Below are 19,385 nucleotides of genomic sequence, written 5' to 3'. Positions count from 1 at the left end.
ATCAGCGACTCGTGTCCGCGAACCACGCGCACCTCAACAGATCGACATTCGCGGTGAGTTGGAGCGCGTTCGCCAACAGCATCCGTAAAGCACGCCTGTTGGACGAGCGGGCGCCCGTGGACACCGTGCGAGTGGTGACCGACGGGCGCTCCGTCGTCGATGTCGCGGCGGACGTGCCGGCCGCGACCGGCTGGGTCAACAGGGCCTAGGCGCCCGCGGGTTCAGGGTCCGGGGTCGTCTCCGTGAGGTACTCCTCCGTGATCTCCTTCGGGCCGAACGGCCAGACCTTCTCGAAGTGGGCCCAGATGACGAACGCGACGCAGCCGAGGGCGAGCCAGGCGAGGGACCACTCGATGGGGTGGCGGCCCGGGGAGTTCTTGTCGGCATAGCCGTAGATCACGCACCAGCCGACGAAGGCGATGATGCTCGGCACGGGGTAGAGCCACATGCGGTACGGGCGGCGCAGGGTCGGCTGGCGTTTGCGCAGGACCGTGAGCGCGATGATCTGGGCCAGGGCCTGGACGATGACCATGACCGTGGTCAGGAGCTGGATCAGGGTCGCCAGGTCCGTGTGGCGGCCGATGAGGAAGCCGATCGCCGTGATCACGCCCATCGTGGCGAGGCCCAGCATCGGGAAGCGGTGCTTGGGGTGGAGCTTGGCGTAGGGGCGGAAGAAAACGCGTTCGCGGGCCGCGTCGTAGGGGACGCGGGAGCCGCCGAGGAGGCCGGTGAAGACCGAGGCGAAGGCCGTGATCAGGATCAGGACGGTGACCGTGTCGGCGGCGCCCTTGCCCCAGGTCTTCTCCAGGACCGCCGAGGCCACCGAGGTGGAGGCGATGTCGTTCACGTTCGTCATCCGGTGCCAGTCGATGACGCCCAGCGTGCCGATCTGCAGCATCAGGTAGATCGCCATGATGCCGACGATGGAGAAGAGGATGGAGCGCGGGAGGGTGCGGCCCGGGTCCTTGATCTCGGCGCCCATGTACGCGGTGGTGTTGTAGCCGAGGTAGTCGTAGATCCCGATGGTCAGGCCGCCGGCGAAGCCGAGCCAGAATTTGTCGCTGCCCAGGTCGAAGGCGTGCGCCGGGTAGGTGAAGGCGAGGTGCGCGCTGAAGTCGCTCGCGGCGGCCACGATGACCAGGAACACCGCGGCGATCATCACCGCCCACATCACGGCGGTGATGCGCGCGATGTTCTCGATGCCGCGCCACAGCAGCAGGATCACCACGGCGATCATGCCCAGGCCGATCAGGTCGCCGGACGTCTTGCCCAAGTCCGGTGCCAGATAGCCGAGATACTGCACGAAGCCGACCACACCCGTCGACATGATGAGCGGGATGAAGAGCATCGCCGTCCACACGAACAGGAACGGCATCAGCCGCCCGGTGCGGTACTGGAAGGCCTGCCGCAGGTAGACGTAACTGCCGCCGGACCCGGGCATCGCGGCGCCCATCTCGGCCCACACGAGCCCGTCGGCCAGCGCGAGGATCGCGCCCGCGACGAAGCCGATCACCGCCTGCGGACCGCCGAACGCGGCGACCATCAGCGGGATCGTCACGAACGGCCCGATGCCGCACATCTGGCTCATGTTGATGGCGGTGGCCTGGAAGAGGCCGACGCGGCGGACGAACCCGCCGTCTGGGGGCGGACTGCCGGACATGGAGGCTCCTGAGGGGGTGCGTGACTGGGGAGAAAGGGGGGTGCGGCGTGCGGGCCGGTATCCGGTGGCTGACTGGGCGATAAAGTTAAGGAGCCTTACTAGACTCGTCAAGAGGCTGTCCACGATGCCGGAGAATGATGCGATGCCCGTCAGTGACGCCGTGGAGCGACCGGACCAGCCCTGGAGCCGCCAGCGGCTGCGCAGTACGAACGCGCGGCTGCTCCTCGACCGGCTGCGCACCTCGGGTGCCGCCTCGCGCGCCCAACTCGCCCGCGAGACAGGCCTGTCGAAGCCGACGGTCTCCAGCGCGCTCGCCGCGCTGGAGGAGGCGGGCCTGGTCCACGAGGTCGGTACACAGGCCCCCGAACGCGGCCGGACCGCCGTGCTCTACGCCCCCGACCCGTCCGCCGGTTACGCCCTCGGGATCGACGTCGGACGCAGCTGGCTGCGGGTCGCGGTGGCCAACCTGGACGGCGAGGTGGTGGCCCGCGCGGACGTCCGCAACCGGGCCCGCAGCTCGGGCGCCATGGCCGAGCTGGTGGTCGCCACCGCCCACCAGGTGGTCGCGAACTCCGAGGTCGGACCGGCCGCGGTCGTCCACGCCGTGGTGGGCACGCCCGGTGTCTACGACGAGCAGCGGCGCCGGGTGCGGTACGCGATGCATCTGCCGGGCTGGGGCCGGGCCGGGCTGTTCGACCGGATGCGGGAGGAGCTGGGCGTCCCGCTGGAGGTGCACAACGACGCGAATCTCGCGGCGCTCGGCGAGTACACGTACGGCGTCGGCGCGGGCAGCCGGCTGTTCGCGTACATCATGATCGGCACCGGTCTCGGCATGGGAGTGGTCAGCGAGGGGCGGCTGTTCACGGGCGCGCACGGCGGCGCCGGGGAGATCGGGTTCCTGCCGTGGCCGGGGCGGCAGAAGCCGGAGACGCTGGAGGACGCGGTGTCCGGGGTGGCCGTCGTGGAGGCCGCCCGCCGGTTCGGCATGAGCGGGCAGCAGCTCACCGCGAAGGCCGTGTTCGACGCGGCCCGGCAGGGAAACGCCGCCGCCATCAAGGCAGTTGAGCTGGAGGGCGAGCGGATCGCGCACACAGTGGCGGCGGCCGCGGCCGTCCTCGATCCGGACCTGGTCGTCCTGGGCGGCGGGGTCGGGCACAGCGTGGATCTCCTGCTGCGCCCGGTGCGGGAGAACCTCCGCGCGCTCACTCCGCTCCGCCCGAAGATCGTGCCCAGCGCGCTGGGCGAGGACGCGGTGCTGCTGGGCGCCGTGGCCACCGCGCTCGGCACCGCGCGGGACCTCGTCTTCGAGCGCCATTCGGCGTCCTGAGCAACTCACCCACGGCCACAGGTGTTTGACAGGCTTCGTCGAGCGCCCTACCTTCTGGTGCGGTTAGTAAAGCTTCCTAACTTGACGAGGCTGGAGACCGCCGTGTTCCACCGCCCCGCCGTTCCCCCACTCCTCAGAGGCCGGCTCGCCACGGCCGCGGTCGCGCTCGGCCTGCTGGGCACCCTCACCACCAGCGCGTGGGCGGGGGCACGGGAGTCGTCCCCGCCGCAGCGCGCGCAGGCCCCGGTGACCGCCGTACGCTCGACCGCCGGGACCGCCACCCCGCTGTCCGGCTACGCGATCCAGTCGTCCGCCAAGGTCACCGACTCCGCCGCGGCCGTCTCCTCCCCCGGCTACCAGGCGACCGGCTGGTACCCGGCCGACGCGCGCTCGACCGTCCTCGCGGCCCTGATCGCCGACGGCGTCTACCCGGACCCGTTCTACTCGACCAACCAGCAGAAGATCCCGAAGGCCGACTTCCAGGTGCCGTGGTGGTACCGCAGCGACTTCACGGTCGCGGACACCGGCAGGCGCACCTACCTCGACTTCAGCGGGGTGATCTCGGCGGCCGACGTCTACGTCAACGGCAAGCAGGTCGCCAAGGCCGCGGACGTCAACGGGGCTTACACACAGCACGAGTTGGACGTCACCTCGCTCGTCCGCTCCGGCACGAACACGGTCGCCTTCCGCATCCGGCCGAACGACCCGAACAAGAACCTCACCATGGGCTGGATCGACTGGCTCCAGCCGCCGCCCGACGAGAACATGGGCATCGTCCGTGACGTCCTCGTCCGCCGCGGCGGCCCGGTCGCGCTGCGCGACACCCACGTGGTGACCAAGCTGGCCGTGCCGTCGCTCGCCTCCGCGGACCTGACGGTGAAGGCGCAGGCCCGCAACGACTCGGGCGCGCCCGTCACGGCGAAAGTCAGGGGCAGCATCGGCGGGACGAGCTTCGAGAAGACGGTCTCCCTCGCCGCCCACCAGACGAAGCCCGTCACCTTCGGCCTCCACCTCACCTCCCCCAAGGTCTGGTGGCCCGCGGGCATGGGCGGCCAGCCGCTCTACGACCTCGACCTCACCGCCTCCGTGAACGGCACCCCCTCCGACACCGCGCACCAGACCTTCGGCATCCGGGACGTGCAGGCCCCGCTGAACTCCGCCGACGACCGCCAGTACCTGATCAACGGCCGCAAGTTGCTGATCAAGGGCGGCGGTTGGTCACCGGACGAGTTCCTGCGCTGGGACAAGACCTACGTCGAGGACCGCCTGAAGTACGCCCTCGACCTCGGCCTGAACACCATCCGCCTCGAAGGCCACATCGAGCCGGACGAGTTCTTCGACCTGGCCGACCGCTACGGCATCCTGACCCTCCCTGGCTGGGAGTGCTGCGACAAGTGGGAGGGCCAGGTCAACGGGGACGAGACCGGCGACAAGTGGACCGCCGCCGACTACCCGGTCGCCAAGGCGTCGATGGCCGCCGAGGCAGCCCGGCTGCGTGACCACCCGAGCGTGATCTCTTTCCTCATCGGCAGCGACTTCGCCCCCGACGCGAAGATCGAGAAGACCTACCTCGACGCTCTGAAGGCCGCCGACTGGAAGACCCCGGTGGTCGCCGCCGCTTCCGACAACTCATCGCCGGTCAGCGGCAGTTCGGGCATGAAGATGACCGGCCCCTACGACTGGATCCCGCCCAACTACTGGTACGCCAAGCGCGAGGGCGGCGCCACCGGCTTCAACTCCGAGACCAGCGCGGGCCCCGACATCCCCACCCTCGACACCCTGCGCCGCATGATGACCCCGGCCGAACTGGCCACCCTCTGGAAGGACCCGAGCGCCAAGCAGTACCACCGCTCCCCGTCTTCCACCTTCAACACCCTCAAGCTCTACGACAACGCCCTCACCGGCCGCTACGGCCCGCCGACGAGCCTGACCGACTACGTCCGCAAGGCCCAGCTGGCCCAATACGAGAACGTGCGCGCCCAGTTCGAGGCGTACGAGCGCAACGCCACCGACGCCTCGAAGCCCGCCACCGGGGTCGTCTACTGGATGTTCAACAGCGGATGGACCTCGCTGCACTGGCAGTTGATGGACCGTTACCTCGACCAGGGCGGCGCCTACTTCGGCGCGAAGAAGGCGAACGAACCGCTGCACATCCAGTACTCGTACGACAACCGCTCGGTCGTCGTGGTGAACAACAGAAGCGCCTCCGCACGCCAACTCACCGCCCGCGCGACCCTGTTCAACACCGACGGCACGCGGAAATACGACAAGAAGGTGCCCGGGGTGAAGGTCTCCGGCGGCGGTGCGCACAGCACCGTGCTCACCCTGCCCTCGCCCGCGTCGGTGAGCGGGCTGTCGACGACGTACCTGGTACGGCTGACCCTGACCGAAGCGTCCGGCAAGGAGGTGAGCCGGAACGTGTACTGGCTCTCGAGCAAGCCCGACACGCTCGACTGGGCGCACACCGACTGGTACTACACGCCGACGACGAGCTACGCCGACCTCAAGGGGCTCAACTCGATGGCGCAGGCGCCGGTTTCGGCGACGGCTTCGACCGAGGCGGGTCCGGACGGCACGTCGACCACGACGGTCACGGTGCGCAACTCCGGGAAGGGGAAGGCGCCTTCACTCCTCACCGACGTCCATCTCGTGGACTCGGCGGGCAAGCCGGTGCTGCCGGTTCAGTGGTCGGACAACGAAGTGAGCCTGTGGCCCGGGGAGTCGACGACGCTGACGGCGACCTACCGGACGGCCGATCTGCACGGGTCGGTGCCGCGGGTGCGGGTCTCCGGCTGGAACACACCGGAGCGGACGGTCGCGGCAAAGTGAACCGGTGAACCCGTGGGGCCCGGCCGCCGCCGGGCCCCACCGGTCGTCGTCAGCTCACATTGAGCGCGGTGTCGTCGATGACGAAGGACGTCTGGAGGGTGGACCCCTCGACGCCGGTGAACTTGATGGTGGCGGTGGTGCCGGCCAGCGAGGAGACGTCGAAGGACTTCAGGACGTATCCGGAGGCCGCGTTCAGATTGGAGTACGTGGCCAGGGTGGTGGAGCCGGCGGTGACCGTCAGCTTGTCGTAGGCGGTGCTGGTGGTGGTCTCCGCGGTGTCGATGTGGAGATAGAAGCTGAGGGTGGCCGAGCAGCCTGACGGGATGGACACCGCCTGGGACAGGGTGTCGGTGGTGGCGGTTCCATAGCCGTCCAGCCAGGCCTTGTACGAACCGGTGCGGGCGGCCTCGCTGCTGGAGGTGGTGATGACGCCGCTGGTGGCGGTCCAGGTGGTGTTGCCGGACTCGAAGCCCGGGTTGCCGAGCAGTTGGGCGGCGGTGCAGGTGCCGCCGCCTCCCCCGCCGCCCCCGCCGGTGCTGCCGTCGCCGGACAGCCACGCGGTGGCGTTGAGGGCGAGGGCGGCGTTGGTGGCGCCGGTGTCGTTCCAGCCGTCGTAGAGCGTGTTGCCGGACTGGCCGGTGCCGTCGTCGATGGGTGAGCTGTCGCCCCAGAAGGCGACGCGGCCGCTGCCGAAGGTGCTGGTCGCGAAGAACGCGCCGGTGTTGCCGGAGTAACCGCTGCGGTACACAAGGCCCTTGACGTTCGCGTTGTCGGCGGGCTTGAGGGTGGCCGTCGTGCCGTCGGCGATGAGGCTCTTGGTGACCGTGCCGAAGGCGCCGTTCAGGACCTCGTTGGAGCTGTCGCTGATCGCGGCGGGGTAGCCGGAGCTGATGTCGAGGGTGTCGATGGAGAAGCCGAACGGGTCGGTCGAGTCGACGCTGTTGTTGGTCATCAGGTCGTTGAGGATCTCGACCGCGTCCTCGCCGTCGCTGTTGCGGTCGGCGCCGGTGTGGTCCGAGATCATGAACAGGCCGCCGCCGTTCTGGACGAACGTCATGATCGCGGTCTTCTCGGCCGTCGTGAACAGCGTGTTGGGCTCGGGCAGGACCAGCGTGTCGAAGTTCGACAGGTCGGTCGTCGACGAACCGCCGTACGTCAGTGCGCTGGTGGCGGTCTTCAGGCTGTAGTCGCCGGTCTTCTGCAGGGCGACGCCCCAGGACGAGAGCGCCCCGGTCCAGTCGGTCTCGGACGACGGGGAGGAGTCCTGGGACAGCGGGTCGGGCTTGCTGGTGGAGATGATCCAGTCCGCGTTGCCCGCCTCCTCGGCGTGGCCGTCGTCGAACAGGACGCGGTTCGTGGTGGCCGCGTGCGCGGGCGTGGCCGTGGTGGTGACCTGGAGGGCGGCCCCTGTGACGAACAGCCCCAGGCCGGCGAGGGCGGTGGTGAGTCTGCGGCGGGATCTTCTGGATCCAAGCATCCGGCGAACCTCCGTGAGGGGATGGGGAAGGGTGCGGTGCGGGCGCCTGATCTGCGCGCGTAGAACGGTAGTTGGGGAGTTCTACACGCGTTGAACGATTGAAAGGTACATGGCATGAAGGGGTGGTGAACAGAAAGTCCCGGCAATAACAGGCAACAAAAGTCCGTCGGACTGCCTCGGCGTCCAGCGGGCACATGAAGAGAGCAGGACTATCGACAAAGAGGGGCGGAGATGGAGATCTCGGGCATCATCAGTGCCATCATCATCGGCATCATCATTGGCGTGCTGGGACGGCTCGTCGTCCCTGGGCGCCAGCACATAGGCGTTCTGCTGACGATCGTCGTCGGCATCGTGGCCGCGCTGATCGGCGCGGCGATCGCATCGGGCCTGGGAGTCGCCGACACGAAGGGCATCGACTGGATCGAGTGGCTCATCCAGATCGGCCTGGCCGCGGTCGGTATCGCCGCGCTGGACCGGTCCAGGGCGCGCCGCTGAGCCTGAGGCGGGACATGCGTCACGGGTGAGACCGGGCGGCGGCCGGCTTCTGCGGGCCTGCCGCCCGATCCCCCGTTTCCCGCACTCCCGGCTCTCCTCACGGAGAACCCTTGTCCTTACGCGTCACTCCGCTCGTCGATCCGGAGTCCGGCCCGTCGGGTCGGCTCCGCTGCGCCTGTTCCTCCGTTCCTCACGGAGGGGCAGGCGCAGTCGGCTGCGACCGAACACCCCTACCTCGAAGCCGAGTTGACGGAGTCGGCACGCAGCGCGGCGAGACCGTCGCCGCTGGACGGGTACACAGGCGTCCAGCCCAGTTCCCGTTCGGCCTTCGCGCTGGACACCCGCAGGTTGCCGGTCATCACCGTGTGCGCGTACGCCATCGGCCGAACCATCCACAGCGGTACGGCCATCGGCTTCGGCAGGCCGAACTCCCGTGCCACGCACAGGACATGGGCGCGGAAGCCGAGCGGTGTGCGGTCGGCGATGTTGTACGCCTGACCCGGCCGCCCGCGTTCGACGGCGGCGGCCACCGCGCGGGCCGCGTCGGTGAGTTCGACCCAAGGCAGGACCCGGCCGTGATCGTCCGGGACAGGCAGTTGACGCCTGCGCAGCATCGGGAACAGGGCGTCGGTGCCGCCGGGGCCGTAGAAGAGGCCGAAGCGGAGTGCGATGCCCTCCAAGTCCGAGGCACCGAAGGTGAGTTGCTCCTTGGTGCGCATGCCCTCGATGTGCTTCTCCAGCTCCGGTGTGGTGCCGCGCGGGCCGAAGGGGTCGTCCTCGGTGAGGGGGCGGGTGCCGAAGTCCCCGTAGCCGTAGCCGAAGACCATCGACTCGGCGATGAAGCGACGGGCGCCGGTGGCTCGCGCGGCCTCGATGAGGTGGGCGGTCCCTTCGATGCGCAGGGCGTCGGTGGTGTGCATGTCTCGGTGGCGCAGCGGTGCCTTGCGCAGCGCGGTCGCGGCGTGGATCACCGTGTCGAAGTGGTGTCCGTCGACCGCGCGGAGCAACCCGTCGCGGTCCATGAGGTCGGCGCCGATGCCGTTGCCGGACCCTCGGCCGAGGCCGGTGACCTTGTGGCCGGCGTCGGTCAGGGCCTTGGTGATGTGGCCGCCGAAGACGCCGGTGGCACCGGCGAGGAGGATGCGCTGGTTGCTCTCGTTCGTCGTCATGACCGTGCGACGGATCGGGTCGGCACGGATGTGACATCAGCCGTCTGACCTGCGGGTCTACGGCTCGTACACGTACGGCGTGGTCGTGGTCAGCGCGGCGAAGCCGAGGCGTTCGAGGATGGGGCGGCTCTGGTCGGAGGCGTCGACCTGGAGGTAGCGGTAGCCGCGGTCGGCGGCGATGCGGGCGCGGTGGGCGATCAGGGCGCGGTAGATGCCGCGGCCCCGCCAGGCTTCCACCGTGCCGCCGCCCCACAGGCCGGCGAACCGGGTGCCGGGGACGAGTTCCATGCGGGCCGCGCTCACCGGTTCGTCACCGGCGAGGGCGACGACGGCGACAACTGTGTCGGGTTCGGCGGCGAGTTGGGCGAGCAGACGGGCGCGGAGCCGGGTGCTGTCCGTGCCGAAGGCCTTCTCGTGGACGTCCGCGACGAGGTCGATGCCCGCCCGGTCGGTGGCGGGCAACAGACGGATGCCGTCCGGGAGTTGGGTGTCGAAGGTGAGTGCGGCGACCTCGCCGATCATCAGGGTCTCCTGCGGCTCCGGTGTGAACCCGGCCGCCGACAGCCGCTGACCGAGATCCGTCGGCAGATCGTGGCCGTAGAGCTTCCACTCGAAGTCGCGGCCGAGCGCGGTGAAGTACGCGATCTGCTCGGCGATGGCCGCGTCGGCGTCCGTCTCGTCGAGGTCCGACCACAGCACGCCGTTCCAGCCGTCCGCGTCGGCGACCTGGCGCACCACTCCCCAGGCCCGCTCCACGCGGGACCCGGGGCCGTCGGGTCGGGCGCCTTCGCGCAGGTCGCGGTCGTGGAGGGCGAGTACCGAGGCGTGATCCATACGCTCACTCCAACATCCGCGGGCGCACCCGGCAACGGGATTACGCGCCCCGCGCCCCAAAGGGGCGCGGGGAACTGCGCGACCAGCCCCCACAGCCCCGCGGACAACCGACAACTCCCGACCTGCCCCCTACACCTCCTCGAAGTAATGCCCCGTCTCCAGATCGGCGATCAACCCAACCTCAACCGGCTCCCACCCCGTCTGCTTCCGCGTCAACGCGCTCGACGCGGGGCAGTCCAACGAGGCGACGAGACCAAGGAAGCCGAAGTGGTCGACCGCCTGCTCGGGCGCCACACTTCCGGTCGGGACATCGAGTCGGCGGGCGATGACCTCCGCGAGCTCACGCAGCGGCAGCGCCTCGTCGCCGACCGCGTGGTACTGCGCACCGGCCGGAGCCGACTCCAGAGCCCACCGGTACAGCCGGGCCGCGTCGAGCCGGTGCACGGCGGGCCAGCGCGCGGCACCCTCGCCGACGTACGCCGACAGCCCCTTCTCCCGGGCCACGGCGATGAGTTGGGGGACGAATCCCTGGTCGCCGGTGCCGTGCACGGACCGGGGCAGCCGGATGACCGACGACCGCACCCCGCGCTCCGCCAGCGCGACCGCCGCGATCTCGGAGGGCTGCCGGATCGCCGCGAACGACCCGGGTTCGACGCTGTCCTCCTCCGTCGCCACCCTCCCGTCACCGAGGCCGGGCGTGCCCGACGTGACGACGAACGGCTTGTCGGTGCCCGCGAGTTGCTCACCGATCGTCTCGATGGCACGCAGGTCGGTGGCGCAGTTGGCGGCGAAGTCCGTGAAGTCGTGGATGAACGCGAGATGGCAGACCCCGTCGGCCGCCGCGGCACCGGCGCGCAGGCCGTCCAGGTCGTCGAGCGACCCCCGGTGCACGGCGGCGCCCACGGCCGTCAGCGCCTCGGCGGACGCGTCCGAGCGGGCCAGTCCGGTGACCGTGTGCCCGGCGTCGAGGAGTTCACGGACCACGGCGGAGCCGATGAACCCGGTAGCGCCGGTGACGAAAACACGCATGGTGCGTTCCTTCGATGAGGTGGGGTGAGCTTGCGCTGCGATGTGTTGCGCTGTGCTGTGCTTCCATCGTGGGCGGGACACGGGTTCCGGGTCCAAAGCCTGTTTCGCATGCCGCAATACGGATGAGGCATCACAGCAGCTCACAAGACCTATGGCTGAAGTCTCCCCAACCAGCACGCCGTACACTTCAGGCATGACGGACCTGCCTCCCGCGCCCGATCTCGAACTGCGTCTCGTGCGGTACTTCATCGCCGTCGCCGAGCAGCGTCACTTCGGCCGTGCCGCCGAGGCGCTGCACATCACCCAGCCGTCGCTGAGCCGCCAAGTCCGGCGCCTGGAGGACCAGTTGGGGGCCCGGCTGCTGGACCGCACCCCGCAGGGCACCCGGCTCACGGACGCCGGCGAGGTGTTTCTGCCGCGCGCCAAGGCGCTGTTGCGCTCCACGGCCCAGGCAGCCGCCGAGACCCGCGCCGCCGCGGAGCCCAGCCGCCTCACCGTCGGATACATGGCGAACCTGTTCGTCACCCCGGCGGTGCGCGAGGTGCGGCGCCGGCATCCGGACGCCGACGTGCGCGTCGTACACCTGGCCTACGACGAGGTGCGCACGGCGCTGATCGATCGCCGGGTGGACGCGGTTGTGGCCCGACTGCCGTTCCCCACCGACCAGTTGGACGTCACGATCCTCTACGACGAGCCCCGCTTCCTGCTCGTACCGCTCGACCACCGCCTGGCCGGCAAGGAGTCCGTCACGCTGGACGACATCGCCGACGAGCCCCTTCCCCAGATGCCCGGCGCGGACCCGGCGTGGAGCGCCTTCTGGCGCATCGACCCCCGGCCCGACGGCCGCCCGGCACCCGGAGGTCCGGTCATCCGGGCCCTGGAGGACAAGTTCGAGTTCGTCGCCGACGGGCAGGCCGTGGCCATCGTGGCCGGCCTCCGCCCCGGCCAGACGATCCGCCCCGACATCACGCCGGTCCCCCTCCACGGCGTCGAACCGAGCCACGTCGCCCTCGCGACCCGCGCCGGCGAGCACAACCGTCTGCTGACCGCGTTCCGCAAGGCGGCCCACGCACTCCTCAGGTCTCCGGCGGAGCAGTCCGAGTAACTCCCTCTCCGTTCCTAGGAGTTGGCGCCCTCACCCCTTGTCCGCGAGACCGCGATGCGGGGGACCTGCCCTGCCCTTGCCGCACCGGACGACGGAGGCCCCACCGGTCGCCTACCCGGTGGGGCCTTCCGTCCTGGCGCGGGTGCTGGGGTCAGCGTCCCGCCCTGGGGCGGTGGCGTCGGTACAGGGCGGCGCCGCCCAGGAGGAGGGCCGCGCTCGTGACGGCGGCCGGGATGGTGCCGTCGGCGCCCGTGTGGGCGAGTGACGCCTGGGCCGCGGGCTGGGCGGGGTGCCCCTTCACCTCCGTCATCGGCGTCGGGCCGGGATGCGGCTTCGCCGGCGTGGGCGGCGCGGGGGTCGGCGGCGCGGGGTGGTGGGGGTGGTCGCCCGAGGTGTTCCCGGAGTGGTTGCCCACGGCCGGGTTACCGACGCCGACCACGCTCACGGAATTGCCGCTTAGGTTCACGGGGAGATGGATCGGGAGCTGTACTCCGTTGCCGGAGAGCACACCCGGCGAATCCTTTTCACCGCCCTGTGCGACGGCACCGCCGTGCGGCCCCCCGGTGTTCTTCCCGCCGCCCCGCTTGCCACCGCCCGCTTTCGCTCCGCCTTCGTTGGCGCAAGTGTTCCCCGCGGCGGGATTGAGGAGACCGACCACATTCACGGTGTTCCCGCACACGTTCACCGGCACGTGCACCGGGAGCTGAATGGTGTTGCCGGAGATCACGCCGGGCGAACCGGCCGCGGCACCGTCCGCGCCGGAGTCCGCGAACGCCGGCATCGCCGCGGCCAGCGCACCGGACGCCGCGGCGACGGCGATCACACCGTTTCGGGCAACCCGTTTCATAGGGTCCCTGCCTTCCAGAGATGTAGCGGGCACTCACCCGCACCGGATAAAACGCGGGCGCACCATCCGAGTTATGGCTTATCGGCCTTTCACTCCATCGAGCGTCACGGTTATCGAACTACTCATAACGACTCTTCATCGGTCGGATACCACATCGACCGGAAACCGTTAGTAGGAAAACCGCTTAGGCCTATTGAAGGGGCGCAGAATACGGCATCGATCACCGGTCCGCCCGCCGGGAGGCGGGGCCCGCGAGGCCCGCTTATCGTGATCGGAGGCGCTGGTCACGGCGCGTTCTTGGAGGCATTGATGCTGGCCAAGCTGTCATCGCGGCCCGCGTTCCGGCGGTGCGCGTTCACCGGGGTCCTCACGCTGGCACTGCTCGGCGCGGGGCTGCCCGCGCTCGCCACGGCCGACGGGCGGCCGCAGGCCGACCTGTCCCGCTTCTACCGGCAGCGGGTGAAGTGGGCCGCGTGCAAGACCCCGGACGCGCCCAAGGACCTGCAGTGCGGGAAGGTCACCGTCCCGCTCGACTACGCGAAGCCCGGCGGCGGGACGCTCGATCTCGCGCTGGCCCGCTACCGGGCGACCGGGAAGTCGCGGGGGTCGGTGCTGCTGAACTTCGGCGGTCCGGGTGGCGCGGGTGTGAGTGAACTCACCTCGGACGGCAAGGAGTTCATGGATCTGACGAACGGCTACGACGTCGTCACGTTCGATCCGCGCGGTGTCGGCCAGTCCTCGCCGGTGAGTTGTGGTGAGGGCTCCGACCAGGGCTCGGCCGCGATCGACGAGGACACCACCGAGAGCACCGATCCCAAGGTCGTCCTCAAGCAGTTGCGCGAGGCGGCCGCCACCTGCGCCAAGTACTCCGGCCCGGTGCTGCCCCACATCGGCACGGTCAATGCCTCCCGGGACCTGGACGTGATGCGCCAGGCCCTCGGCGACAAGAAGCTCAACTACCTTGGTTTCTCGTACGGAACGCGGCTCGGCGCTGTCTACGCGGCCCAATTCCCCAAGAAGGTGGGCCGGTTGGTGCTCGACGGCGTCGACACCCTCACCGAACCGCTGTCCGAGCAGGGGATCGCGGGCGCCGAGGGACAGCAGACGGCGCTGGAGGACTTCCTCAACTGGTGTGTGCAGGACATCGCCTGCCCCTTCGGCACGGACGCACGTGAGGCGCCGGACCGGGCCGTACACCTCGTCCGCTCGCTCGACCAGGACCCGGTGCAGACGGACTTCGGCGACCAGTTCTCCGGTCAGGACCTGGTGGGCGCCATCAGTCAGGCGCTGTACAGCAAGCAGATGTGGCCGACGCTGGAGCGGGCCATCGCCTCACTGGTGGAGGACGGCGACACGCGCGCCATCATGGCGTTCTCGTCGGGCGGCACCGGCCTGCCCCACCTCGGCGGGGGCGGCGGGATCGTCGACGCCCAGGACGTCCCGCTCGACAACCTCCCGGCCGCGCTGATGGCCGTCAACTGCGCCGACGACCCCGACCGCCCCACCGCCGAGCAGATCACCAAGAACCTGTCCGGCCTGCGCGCCAAGTACGAGGAGGCCTCACCGGTCTTCGGCCGCTACCGGCTCACCGAAGTGCTGATGTGCTACGGCCGTCCCAAGGGCACCGACTACATCCGCGACGACGTCAAGGACGTGCACGCGGCGAAGATGCTGCTGGTCGGCACCCGGGGCGACCCGGCGACGCCGTACCGCTGGACCGTGGAGACGGCCCAGCGGCTCGGTTCCTCGGCGGTGGTGCTGGACAACAAGGGTGAGGGCCACACCGGTTACGCCTCTTCCAAGTGCGTCCACACCAAGGTCAACGACTTCCTGCTCTACGGTTCGCTGCCGGCCAGCGGGAGTTCGTGCCAGCCGGACAGCACCGTGGTCCCCTGAGGGACGGTTCAGCCGAGGGCGATCTCGGGCTTGTAGAGGTCCATCCAGAGCGCCAGGTCGAGGGCGCGTTCCAGGCCGCGGCGGCCCGCCTGGGTGCTGATGGGGGTGTCACGGTGGGCGGCCTGGCGGAGCCTCTCGCGGTCGACGAGGTCGAAGACCGGATGGGAGGGCCGGGCGAGGAGGTCCTTGGCGTGGTCCTGGAGGGCGACCGCGTACTTGGGGTCCTGCGTCGACGGGTACGGGCTCTTGACGCGGTCGTAGACCGACTTCGGGAGGACGTCCGCGGTGGCCTCCCTGAGCAGGGTCTTCTCCCGGCCGTCGTAGGACTTGAAGGCCCAGGGTGTGTTGAAGACGTACTCGACGAGCCGGTGGTCGCAGAACGGGACGCGGACCTCCAGGCCGACGGCCATGCTCGCGCGGTCCTTGCGGTCGAGCAGGATGCGGACGAAGCGGGTGAGGTGGAGGTGGCAGATGCGCCGCATGCGGTACTCGAAGTCGCTTTCTCCGTCGAGGCGTTGGATGCCGGCGACAGCGGTGCGGTAGCCGTCCGCGATGTACGACTCGGTGTCCAGGGCCTTGGTCAGGTCGGGGCGCAGGACGTCGGCGTCGTCCCCGAAGTGCTGGCCGAAGCGGACCAGCCAGGGGAAGGTGTCGGCGCGCCGGGCTTCTTCGTCGAAGAACTGGAGGTAGCCGCCGAAGACCTCGTCGGCGGACTCGCCGGACAGGGCGACCGTGGACTGGTCGCGGATGGCGCGGAACAGCAGGTAGAGCGAGGAGTCCATGTCGCCGAAGCCCAGGGGGAGATCGCGGGCCCGGAGCATCTTCGCGCGGACGTCGAGATCGGCGAGGGCGTGTGCGTCGAGCACGATGTCCTGATGGTCGGTGCCGGAGGCGCGGGCCACGTCGTGGACGTACGGGGTGTCGGGGGTGCCGCGCAGTTCGTCGGCGACGAAGTTCTCGTTCTGGCCGACGAAGTCGACGGCGAAACTGCGCACCTTCTCACCGTGCTCGGCGAGTTGACGGGCGGCGATCGCGGTCATCGCGGAGGAGTCGAGGCCGCCGGAGAGCAGGGTGCAGCGCGGGACGTCGGCGACGAGCTGGCGGCGCACGATGTCGTCGAGGAGGGTCCGGACGTGGGCGACGGTGGTGTCGCGGTCGTCGGTGTGCGGGCGGGTCTCCAACTGCCAGTAGACGCGCCGCCGTAGACCCGAGCGGTCGACGGTGACGACGGTGCCGGGCTCGACCTCGTGCATGCCGTCCCAGATGGCGTGTCCGGGGGTCTTGATCATGGTGAAGAGTTCACGCAGGCCGTCCAGGGTGACCTTGGGACGGGCCAGCGGGTTGGCGAGGATCGCCTTCGGCTCGGAGCCGAACAGCACACCGTCCGACGTCGGGTGGTAGTAGAAGGGCTTGATGCCCATGCGGTCGCGGATCATGACGAGTTGGTCCCGGCGACCGTCCCAGATCGCGAAGGCGTACATGCCGTTGAGGCGTTCGGCGACCGCGTCGCCCCACTCGAGATAGCCGCGCAGGACGACCTCGGTGTCGGAGTCGGTGGTGAACCGATGTCCCCTGTCGGCGAGTTCGCGGCGGAGCTCGGTGAAGTTGTAGGCCTCCCCCGAGTAGACGAGCGCGACCGTGCCGTCCGCCGTGTCGGCGGTCATCGGCTGACGGCCGCCGGGCAGGTCGATGATCGCGAGCCGGCGGTGTCCGAGGGCCGCGGGACCCTGGACCCAGGTGCCGCGGTCGTCCGGGCCGCGGCAGGCCATCGTCTCCGTCATTGCATCCAATGTCGCGGCCTCGGTGCGCAGTTCACGGTCGAAGGAGACCCAGCCGGTGATGCCGCACATGCGTTACCTCCTGCGTTCGGTCCGCCGGAAGGAGGGCATTCACCTGCGTTTTCCCGCATGCCCGACTCACACCCGCCGAACCAGTTGTATCCAGCACCTATATGACGAGCGTGTGTCACACCCACAGGGCTGGTCAACATGTCCGTAACCTGAACGGCCTTGCAGACACGGGGTTTTCGGCCGCGTTTTGCGCTCCCGAGATCCGCGGACCGGGGTCTCACCGGGCGGTTGCCGTCAGGAATCGGCCACGGGCAAAGAGTTGCTCAACAACCCGCCGGTGCGCGGAACTTCAGAACTCCACCGGGTCCCGCACGATCGGGCAGGTCATGCAGTGCCCGCCGCCCCGGCCGCGCCCGAGTTCGGCGCCGACGATCGTGATGACCTCGACGCCCGCCTTGCGCAGCAGGGCGTTGGTCTGGGTGTTGCGGTCGTAGGTGAAGACCACGCCCGGTTCCAGCGCGACCGCGTTGTTGCCGCTGTCCCACTGCTGGCGTTCGGAGGCGTAGACGTCGCCGCCCGTCTCGACGACGCGCAGTCCGGGCAGGCCGAGCGCCTTGGCGACGACGTCGGTGAACGGGGTCGGGCCCTCGTCGACGATGTCGATGCCGGGGCCCTTGTCGGCGGGGCGCAGGGAGAAGGTGCGGACGGCGTCCATGATGGCCGGGTAGAGGGTCACCAGGTCGCGGTCGGCGAAGGTGAAGACGGTGTCGAGGTGCATCGCGGAGCGCAGCCTCGGCAGACCGGCGACGACGACGTGCTCGGCGGCGCCCAACTCGAAGAGGGCCTTGGCGACTTGGGTGATGGCCTGGCGCGAGGTGCGCTCGCTCATGCCCATGAGGACGACGCCGTTGCCGACGGGCATGATGTCGCCGCCCTCGAACGTGGCCTGCCCCCAGTCGAGTTCGGGGTCGCCCCACCAGACGACGGAGCCCGCGAAGTCCGGGTGGAAGGTGTAGATCGCCTTCATCAGGAGGGTCTCGCCGTGCCGGGCGGGCCAGTACAGCGGGTTGAGGGTGAGGCCGCCGTAGAGCCAGCAGGTCGTGTCGCGGGTGTAGAGGGTGTTGGGCAGCGGCGGCATCAGGTATTCGCGGCCGCCGGTCGACTCGCGGACGAGGGCGGCGAAGTCGGTGCGGTACTCGTCCGGTAGGTCGGTGGTGGCGAGGCCGCCGATCAAGTACTTGGCCAGGTCGGCCGGTTCGAGGCTCTCCAGAAAGGCGCGGGTCGCGTCGACCAGTCCGAGGCCGACCTCGTTCGCGACGATCTTCCGGTCCAGCAGCCAGTCCTTGGCGGCGGGGATCGTCATGGTCTGGGCGAGCAGTTCGTGCAACTCGACGACGTCGACGCCGCGTTCGCGGAGTTCGTTGACGAAGTCGGCGTGGTCGCGCTGGGCGTTCTCGACCCACATCACGTCGTCGAAGAGCAGGTCGGCGGAGTTGGTCGGGGTGAGCCGGCGATGGGCCAGACCCGGCGCGCAGACCAGCACCTTGCGCAGTCGGCCGACCTCGGAGTGGACGCCGTACGTGTGCCGGTCCACGGAGTCCTGACGGGTCACGGTGCACACACCCTTCCGGAGGTCGGAGGACGGAGAACAGGGGGCGTCCTCGGCGGCGGCCCGCGTGGCCCGAGGGACGTTAGCAATGAATTGCCAGGTTTGCCTGGCAGGCTTCCCCCATATGCCCCATCCGCGAATCGGCCCTATCGTGCTGTTATGGAGCACGCACTGAGTCCCGCCACCCTCACCGAACTGCGGCGCCCGCGCCCCTACCCCGCGGTCTCCGTGCTCACCCCGACGCATCGTCGCGAGCCCGACAACGCCCAGGATCCGGTCCGGCTGCGCAATGTGCTGGCCGAGGCCAAGAAGCAGCTGGAGGCCGACCCCGCGGTCCCCCGGGAGCGGCGCATCGACGTCGCCCGGCAGCTCGACCAGGCCCTCGCCGAGGTCGATCTGGCGCACGCCGAGGACGGTCTGGTGATCTTCGCCGCGCCGGGCGAGCACCAGGTGTGGTCCCTCGCCAGGTCCGTGCCGGAACGTGTGGTGCTCTCCGACACGTTCCTCACCCGGAATCTCGTATCCGCGCAGGCCTCCGAGCGCCCGTTCTGGGTGCTGTCGCTCGCCGCGGACCGCGTGACGCTGTGGAACGGCGGTGTCGACCGCGTCGTCGAGGACCACACCGGCGGCTTCCCGCTGACCCGCGACCACCGGGACAACTTCGACGCCGAGCGCCAGGAGCGGATCGGCGACATCCCGAGCACCTTCCGCGACGAGGACACCCGCCACTTCCTGCGCGAGGCCGACACCGCGATGGGCCGGATCCTGCGCGAGCACCGGCGGCCGCTCTACGTCACCGGCGACCAGGCCGCCCTGTCCGCCTTCGACGAGGTCGGCAGCGCGACCAAGGACGCGGTGCACATCGCCCACGGCGGCCTCGCGCACGGCACACCCGACGCCGTGTGGCAGGCCGTACGGCCGCTGGTCGACGCCGAGGCGCGCAAGAACACCGTCACCGTGACCCGCGAGCTCGAATCGGCGCGCGGACGCAAGGAGTTCGCGGCCGGCGTCGACGAGGTCTGGCAGAACGCCCGCGAGGGCCGGGTGCGACTGCTGGCCGTCGAGGAGAACTACCGCGTCACGGTCCGCGACGACCACGGCGACCATCTGGTCCCCGCCGACAGCGCCGATCTGGACGCCCGCGAGGACATCGTGGACGAGATCGTCGAACAGTGCCTGGAGACCGGCGCCGAGGTCCGCTTCGTCCCCGACGGCACCCTGAACGACGCGGACGGCATCGCGGGCGTGCTGCGCTACTGAGATGCCCCTTCATCCCTGAGGCAGCCCCTCTTCTCCGGCGTACGCTACGGCGTGATCG

The 19,385-nt window shown here is 69.9% G+C and carries 15 protein-coding genes; 7 read left to right on the top strand and 8 right to left on the bottom strand.

Features of this window, described 5'->3' with window-relative positions; genetic code table 11:
* Positions 1–11: 11 nt before the first annotated feature.
* Positions 12–209 carry a hypothetical protein gene (locus OO69_RS51280; RefSeq protein ID WP_033280712.1) on the top strand — a complete coding sequence of 66 codons (198 nt, stop codon included), beginning with the start codon at positions 12–14 and terminating at the stop codon, positions 207–209.
* Here the strand turns inward: OO69_RS51280 and OO69_RS13055 are convergent.
* Positions 206–1,660 (bottom strand): APC family permease, encoded by a 1,455-nt coding sequence (locus tag OO69_RS13055; RefSeq protein WP_078652408.1) that lies wholly within the window; start codon positions 1,658–1,660, stop codon positions 206–208. The genes OO69_RS51280 and OO69_RS13055 overlap by 4 nt on opposite strands.
* A gap of 142 nt (positions 1,661–1,802) precedes the next feature.
* Between OO69_RS13055 and OO69_RS13050 the strand changes: the two genes are divergently transcribed.
* A complete protein-coding gene (locus OO69_RS13050) occupies positions 1,803–2,987 on the top strand; it encodes an ROK family transcriptional regulator (RefSeq protein ID WP_033280887.1) in 1,185 nt (394 codons plus the stop codon).
* A gap of 102 nt (positions 2,988–3,089) precedes the next feature.
* A complete protein-coding gene (locus OO69_RS13045) occupies positions 3,090–5,816 on the top strand; it encodes a glycoside hydrolase family 2 protein (protein ID WP_033280711.1) in 2,727 nt (908 codons plus the stop codon).
* A gap of 49 nt (positions 5,817–5,865) precedes the next feature.
* Here OO69_RS13045 and OO69_RS13040 read toward each other — a convergent pair whose 3' ends face one another.
* Positions 5,866–7,293 (bottom strand): hypothetical protein, encoded by a 1,428-nt coding sequence (locus OO69_RS13040; protein WP_033280710.1) that lies wholly within the window; start codon positions 7,291–7,293, stop codon positions 5,866–5,868.
* Between the two features lie 231 nt (positions 7,294–7,524).
* On the opposite strand from OO69_RS13040, the gene OO69_RS13035 reads away from it, so the two are divergent.
* The gene (locus OO69_RS13035) at positions 7,525–7,788 is read left to right on the top strand and encodes a GlsB/YeaQ/YmgE family stress response membrane protein (protein WP_019057177.1); all 264 of its coding nucleotides are present in this window, start codon (positions 7,525–7,527) and stop codon (positions 7,786–7,788) included.
* A gap of 230 nt (positions 7,789–8,018) precedes the next feature.
* On the opposite strand, the gene OO69_RS13030 is transcribed toward OO69_RS13035, so the two are convergent.
* The 3 genes from OO69_RS13030 to OO69_RS13020 form a co-directional block, all read right to left on the bottom strand.
* Positions 8,019–8,957 (bottom strand): NAD-dependent epimerase/dehydratase family protein, encoded by a 939-nt coding sequence (locus OO69_RS13030; protein WP_033280709.1) that lies wholly within the window; start codon positions 8,955–8,957, stop codon positions 8,019–8,021.
* A 57-nt stretch (positions 8,958–9,014) separates the two neighbouring features.
* Entirely contained in the window at positions 9,015–9,791 is a 777-nt protein-coding gene (locus OO69_RS13025) for a GNAT family N-acetyltransferase (protein WP_033280708.1), read from the bottom strand.
* 129 nt (positions 9,792–9,920) lie between these two features.
* Positions 9,921–10,820 (bottom strand): SDR family oxidoreductase, encoded by a 900-nt coding sequence (locus OO69_RS13020; protein ID WP_033280707.1) that lies wholly within the window; start codon positions 10,818–10,820, stop codon positions 9,921–9,923.
* Positions 10,821–11,013: 193 nt separating this feature from the next.
* Between OO69_RS13020 and OO69_RS13015 the strand changes: the two genes are divergently transcribed.
* Positions 11,014–11,925 carry a LysR family transcriptional regulator gene (locus OO69_RS13015; RefSeq protein ID WP_033280706.1) on the top strand — a complete coding sequence of 304 codons (912 nt, stop codon included), beginning with the start codon at positions 11,014–11,016 and terminating at the stop codon, positions 11,923–11,925.
* Positions 11,926–12,076: 151 nt separating this feature from the next.
* On the opposite strand, the gene OO69_RS53710 is transcribed toward OO69_RS13015, so the two are convergent.
* Positions 12,077–12,748, bottom strand: a complete 672-nt coding sequence (locus OO69_RS53710) for a chaplin (protein WP_033280886.1) — start codon at positions 12,746–12,748, stop codon at positions 12,077–12,079.
* Between the two features lie 333 nt (positions 12,749–13,081).
* Between OO69_RS53710 and OO69_RS13005 the strand changes: the two genes are divergently transcribed.
* On the top strand, positions 13,082–14,668 hold the full coding sequence (locus tag OO69_RS13005; RefSeq protein WP_033280705.1) for an alpha/beta hydrolase: 1,587 nt from the start codon (positions 13,082–13,084) through the stop codon (positions 14,666–14,668).
* 8 nt (positions 14,669–14,676) lie between these two features.
* On the opposite strand, the gene asnB is transcribed toward OO69_RS13005, so the two are convergent.
* Entirely contained in the window at positions 14,677–16,518 is a 1,842-nt protein-coding gene (gene asnB, locus OO69_RS13000; protein ID WP_033280704.1) for an asparagine synthase (glutamine-hydrolyzing), read from the bottom strand.
* 289 nt (positions 16,519–16,807) lie between these two features.
* Positions 16,808–18,070 carry an arginine deiminase gene (locus OO69_RS12995; RefSeq protein ID WP_051800985.1) on the bottom strand — a complete coding sequence of 421 codons (1,263 nt, stop codon included), beginning with the start codon at positions 18,068–18,070 and terminating at the stop codon, positions 16,808–16,810.
* A gap of 156 nt (positions 18,071–18,226) precedes the next feature.
* On the opposite strand from OO69_RS12995, the gene OO69_RS12990 reads away from it, so the two are divergent.
* Positions 18,227–19,327: a chemotaxis protein gene (locus tag OO69_RS12990; protein WP_033280703.1), complete on the top strand. Its 1,101-nt coding sequence runs from the start codon at positions 18,227–18,229 to the stop codon at positions 19,325–19,327.
* The last annotated feature ends 58 nt before the right edge of the window (positions 19,328–19,385 follow it).

This window comes from Streptomyces sp. NRRL F-525, assembly GCF_000716605.1.
Classification (GTDB): Bacteria; Actinomycetota; Actinomycetes; order Streptomycetales; family Streptomycetaceae; genus Streptomyces.
Note: the sequence above shows the minus strand (reverse complement) of the source record. Positions and strands in the feature narration are given on the sequence as shown.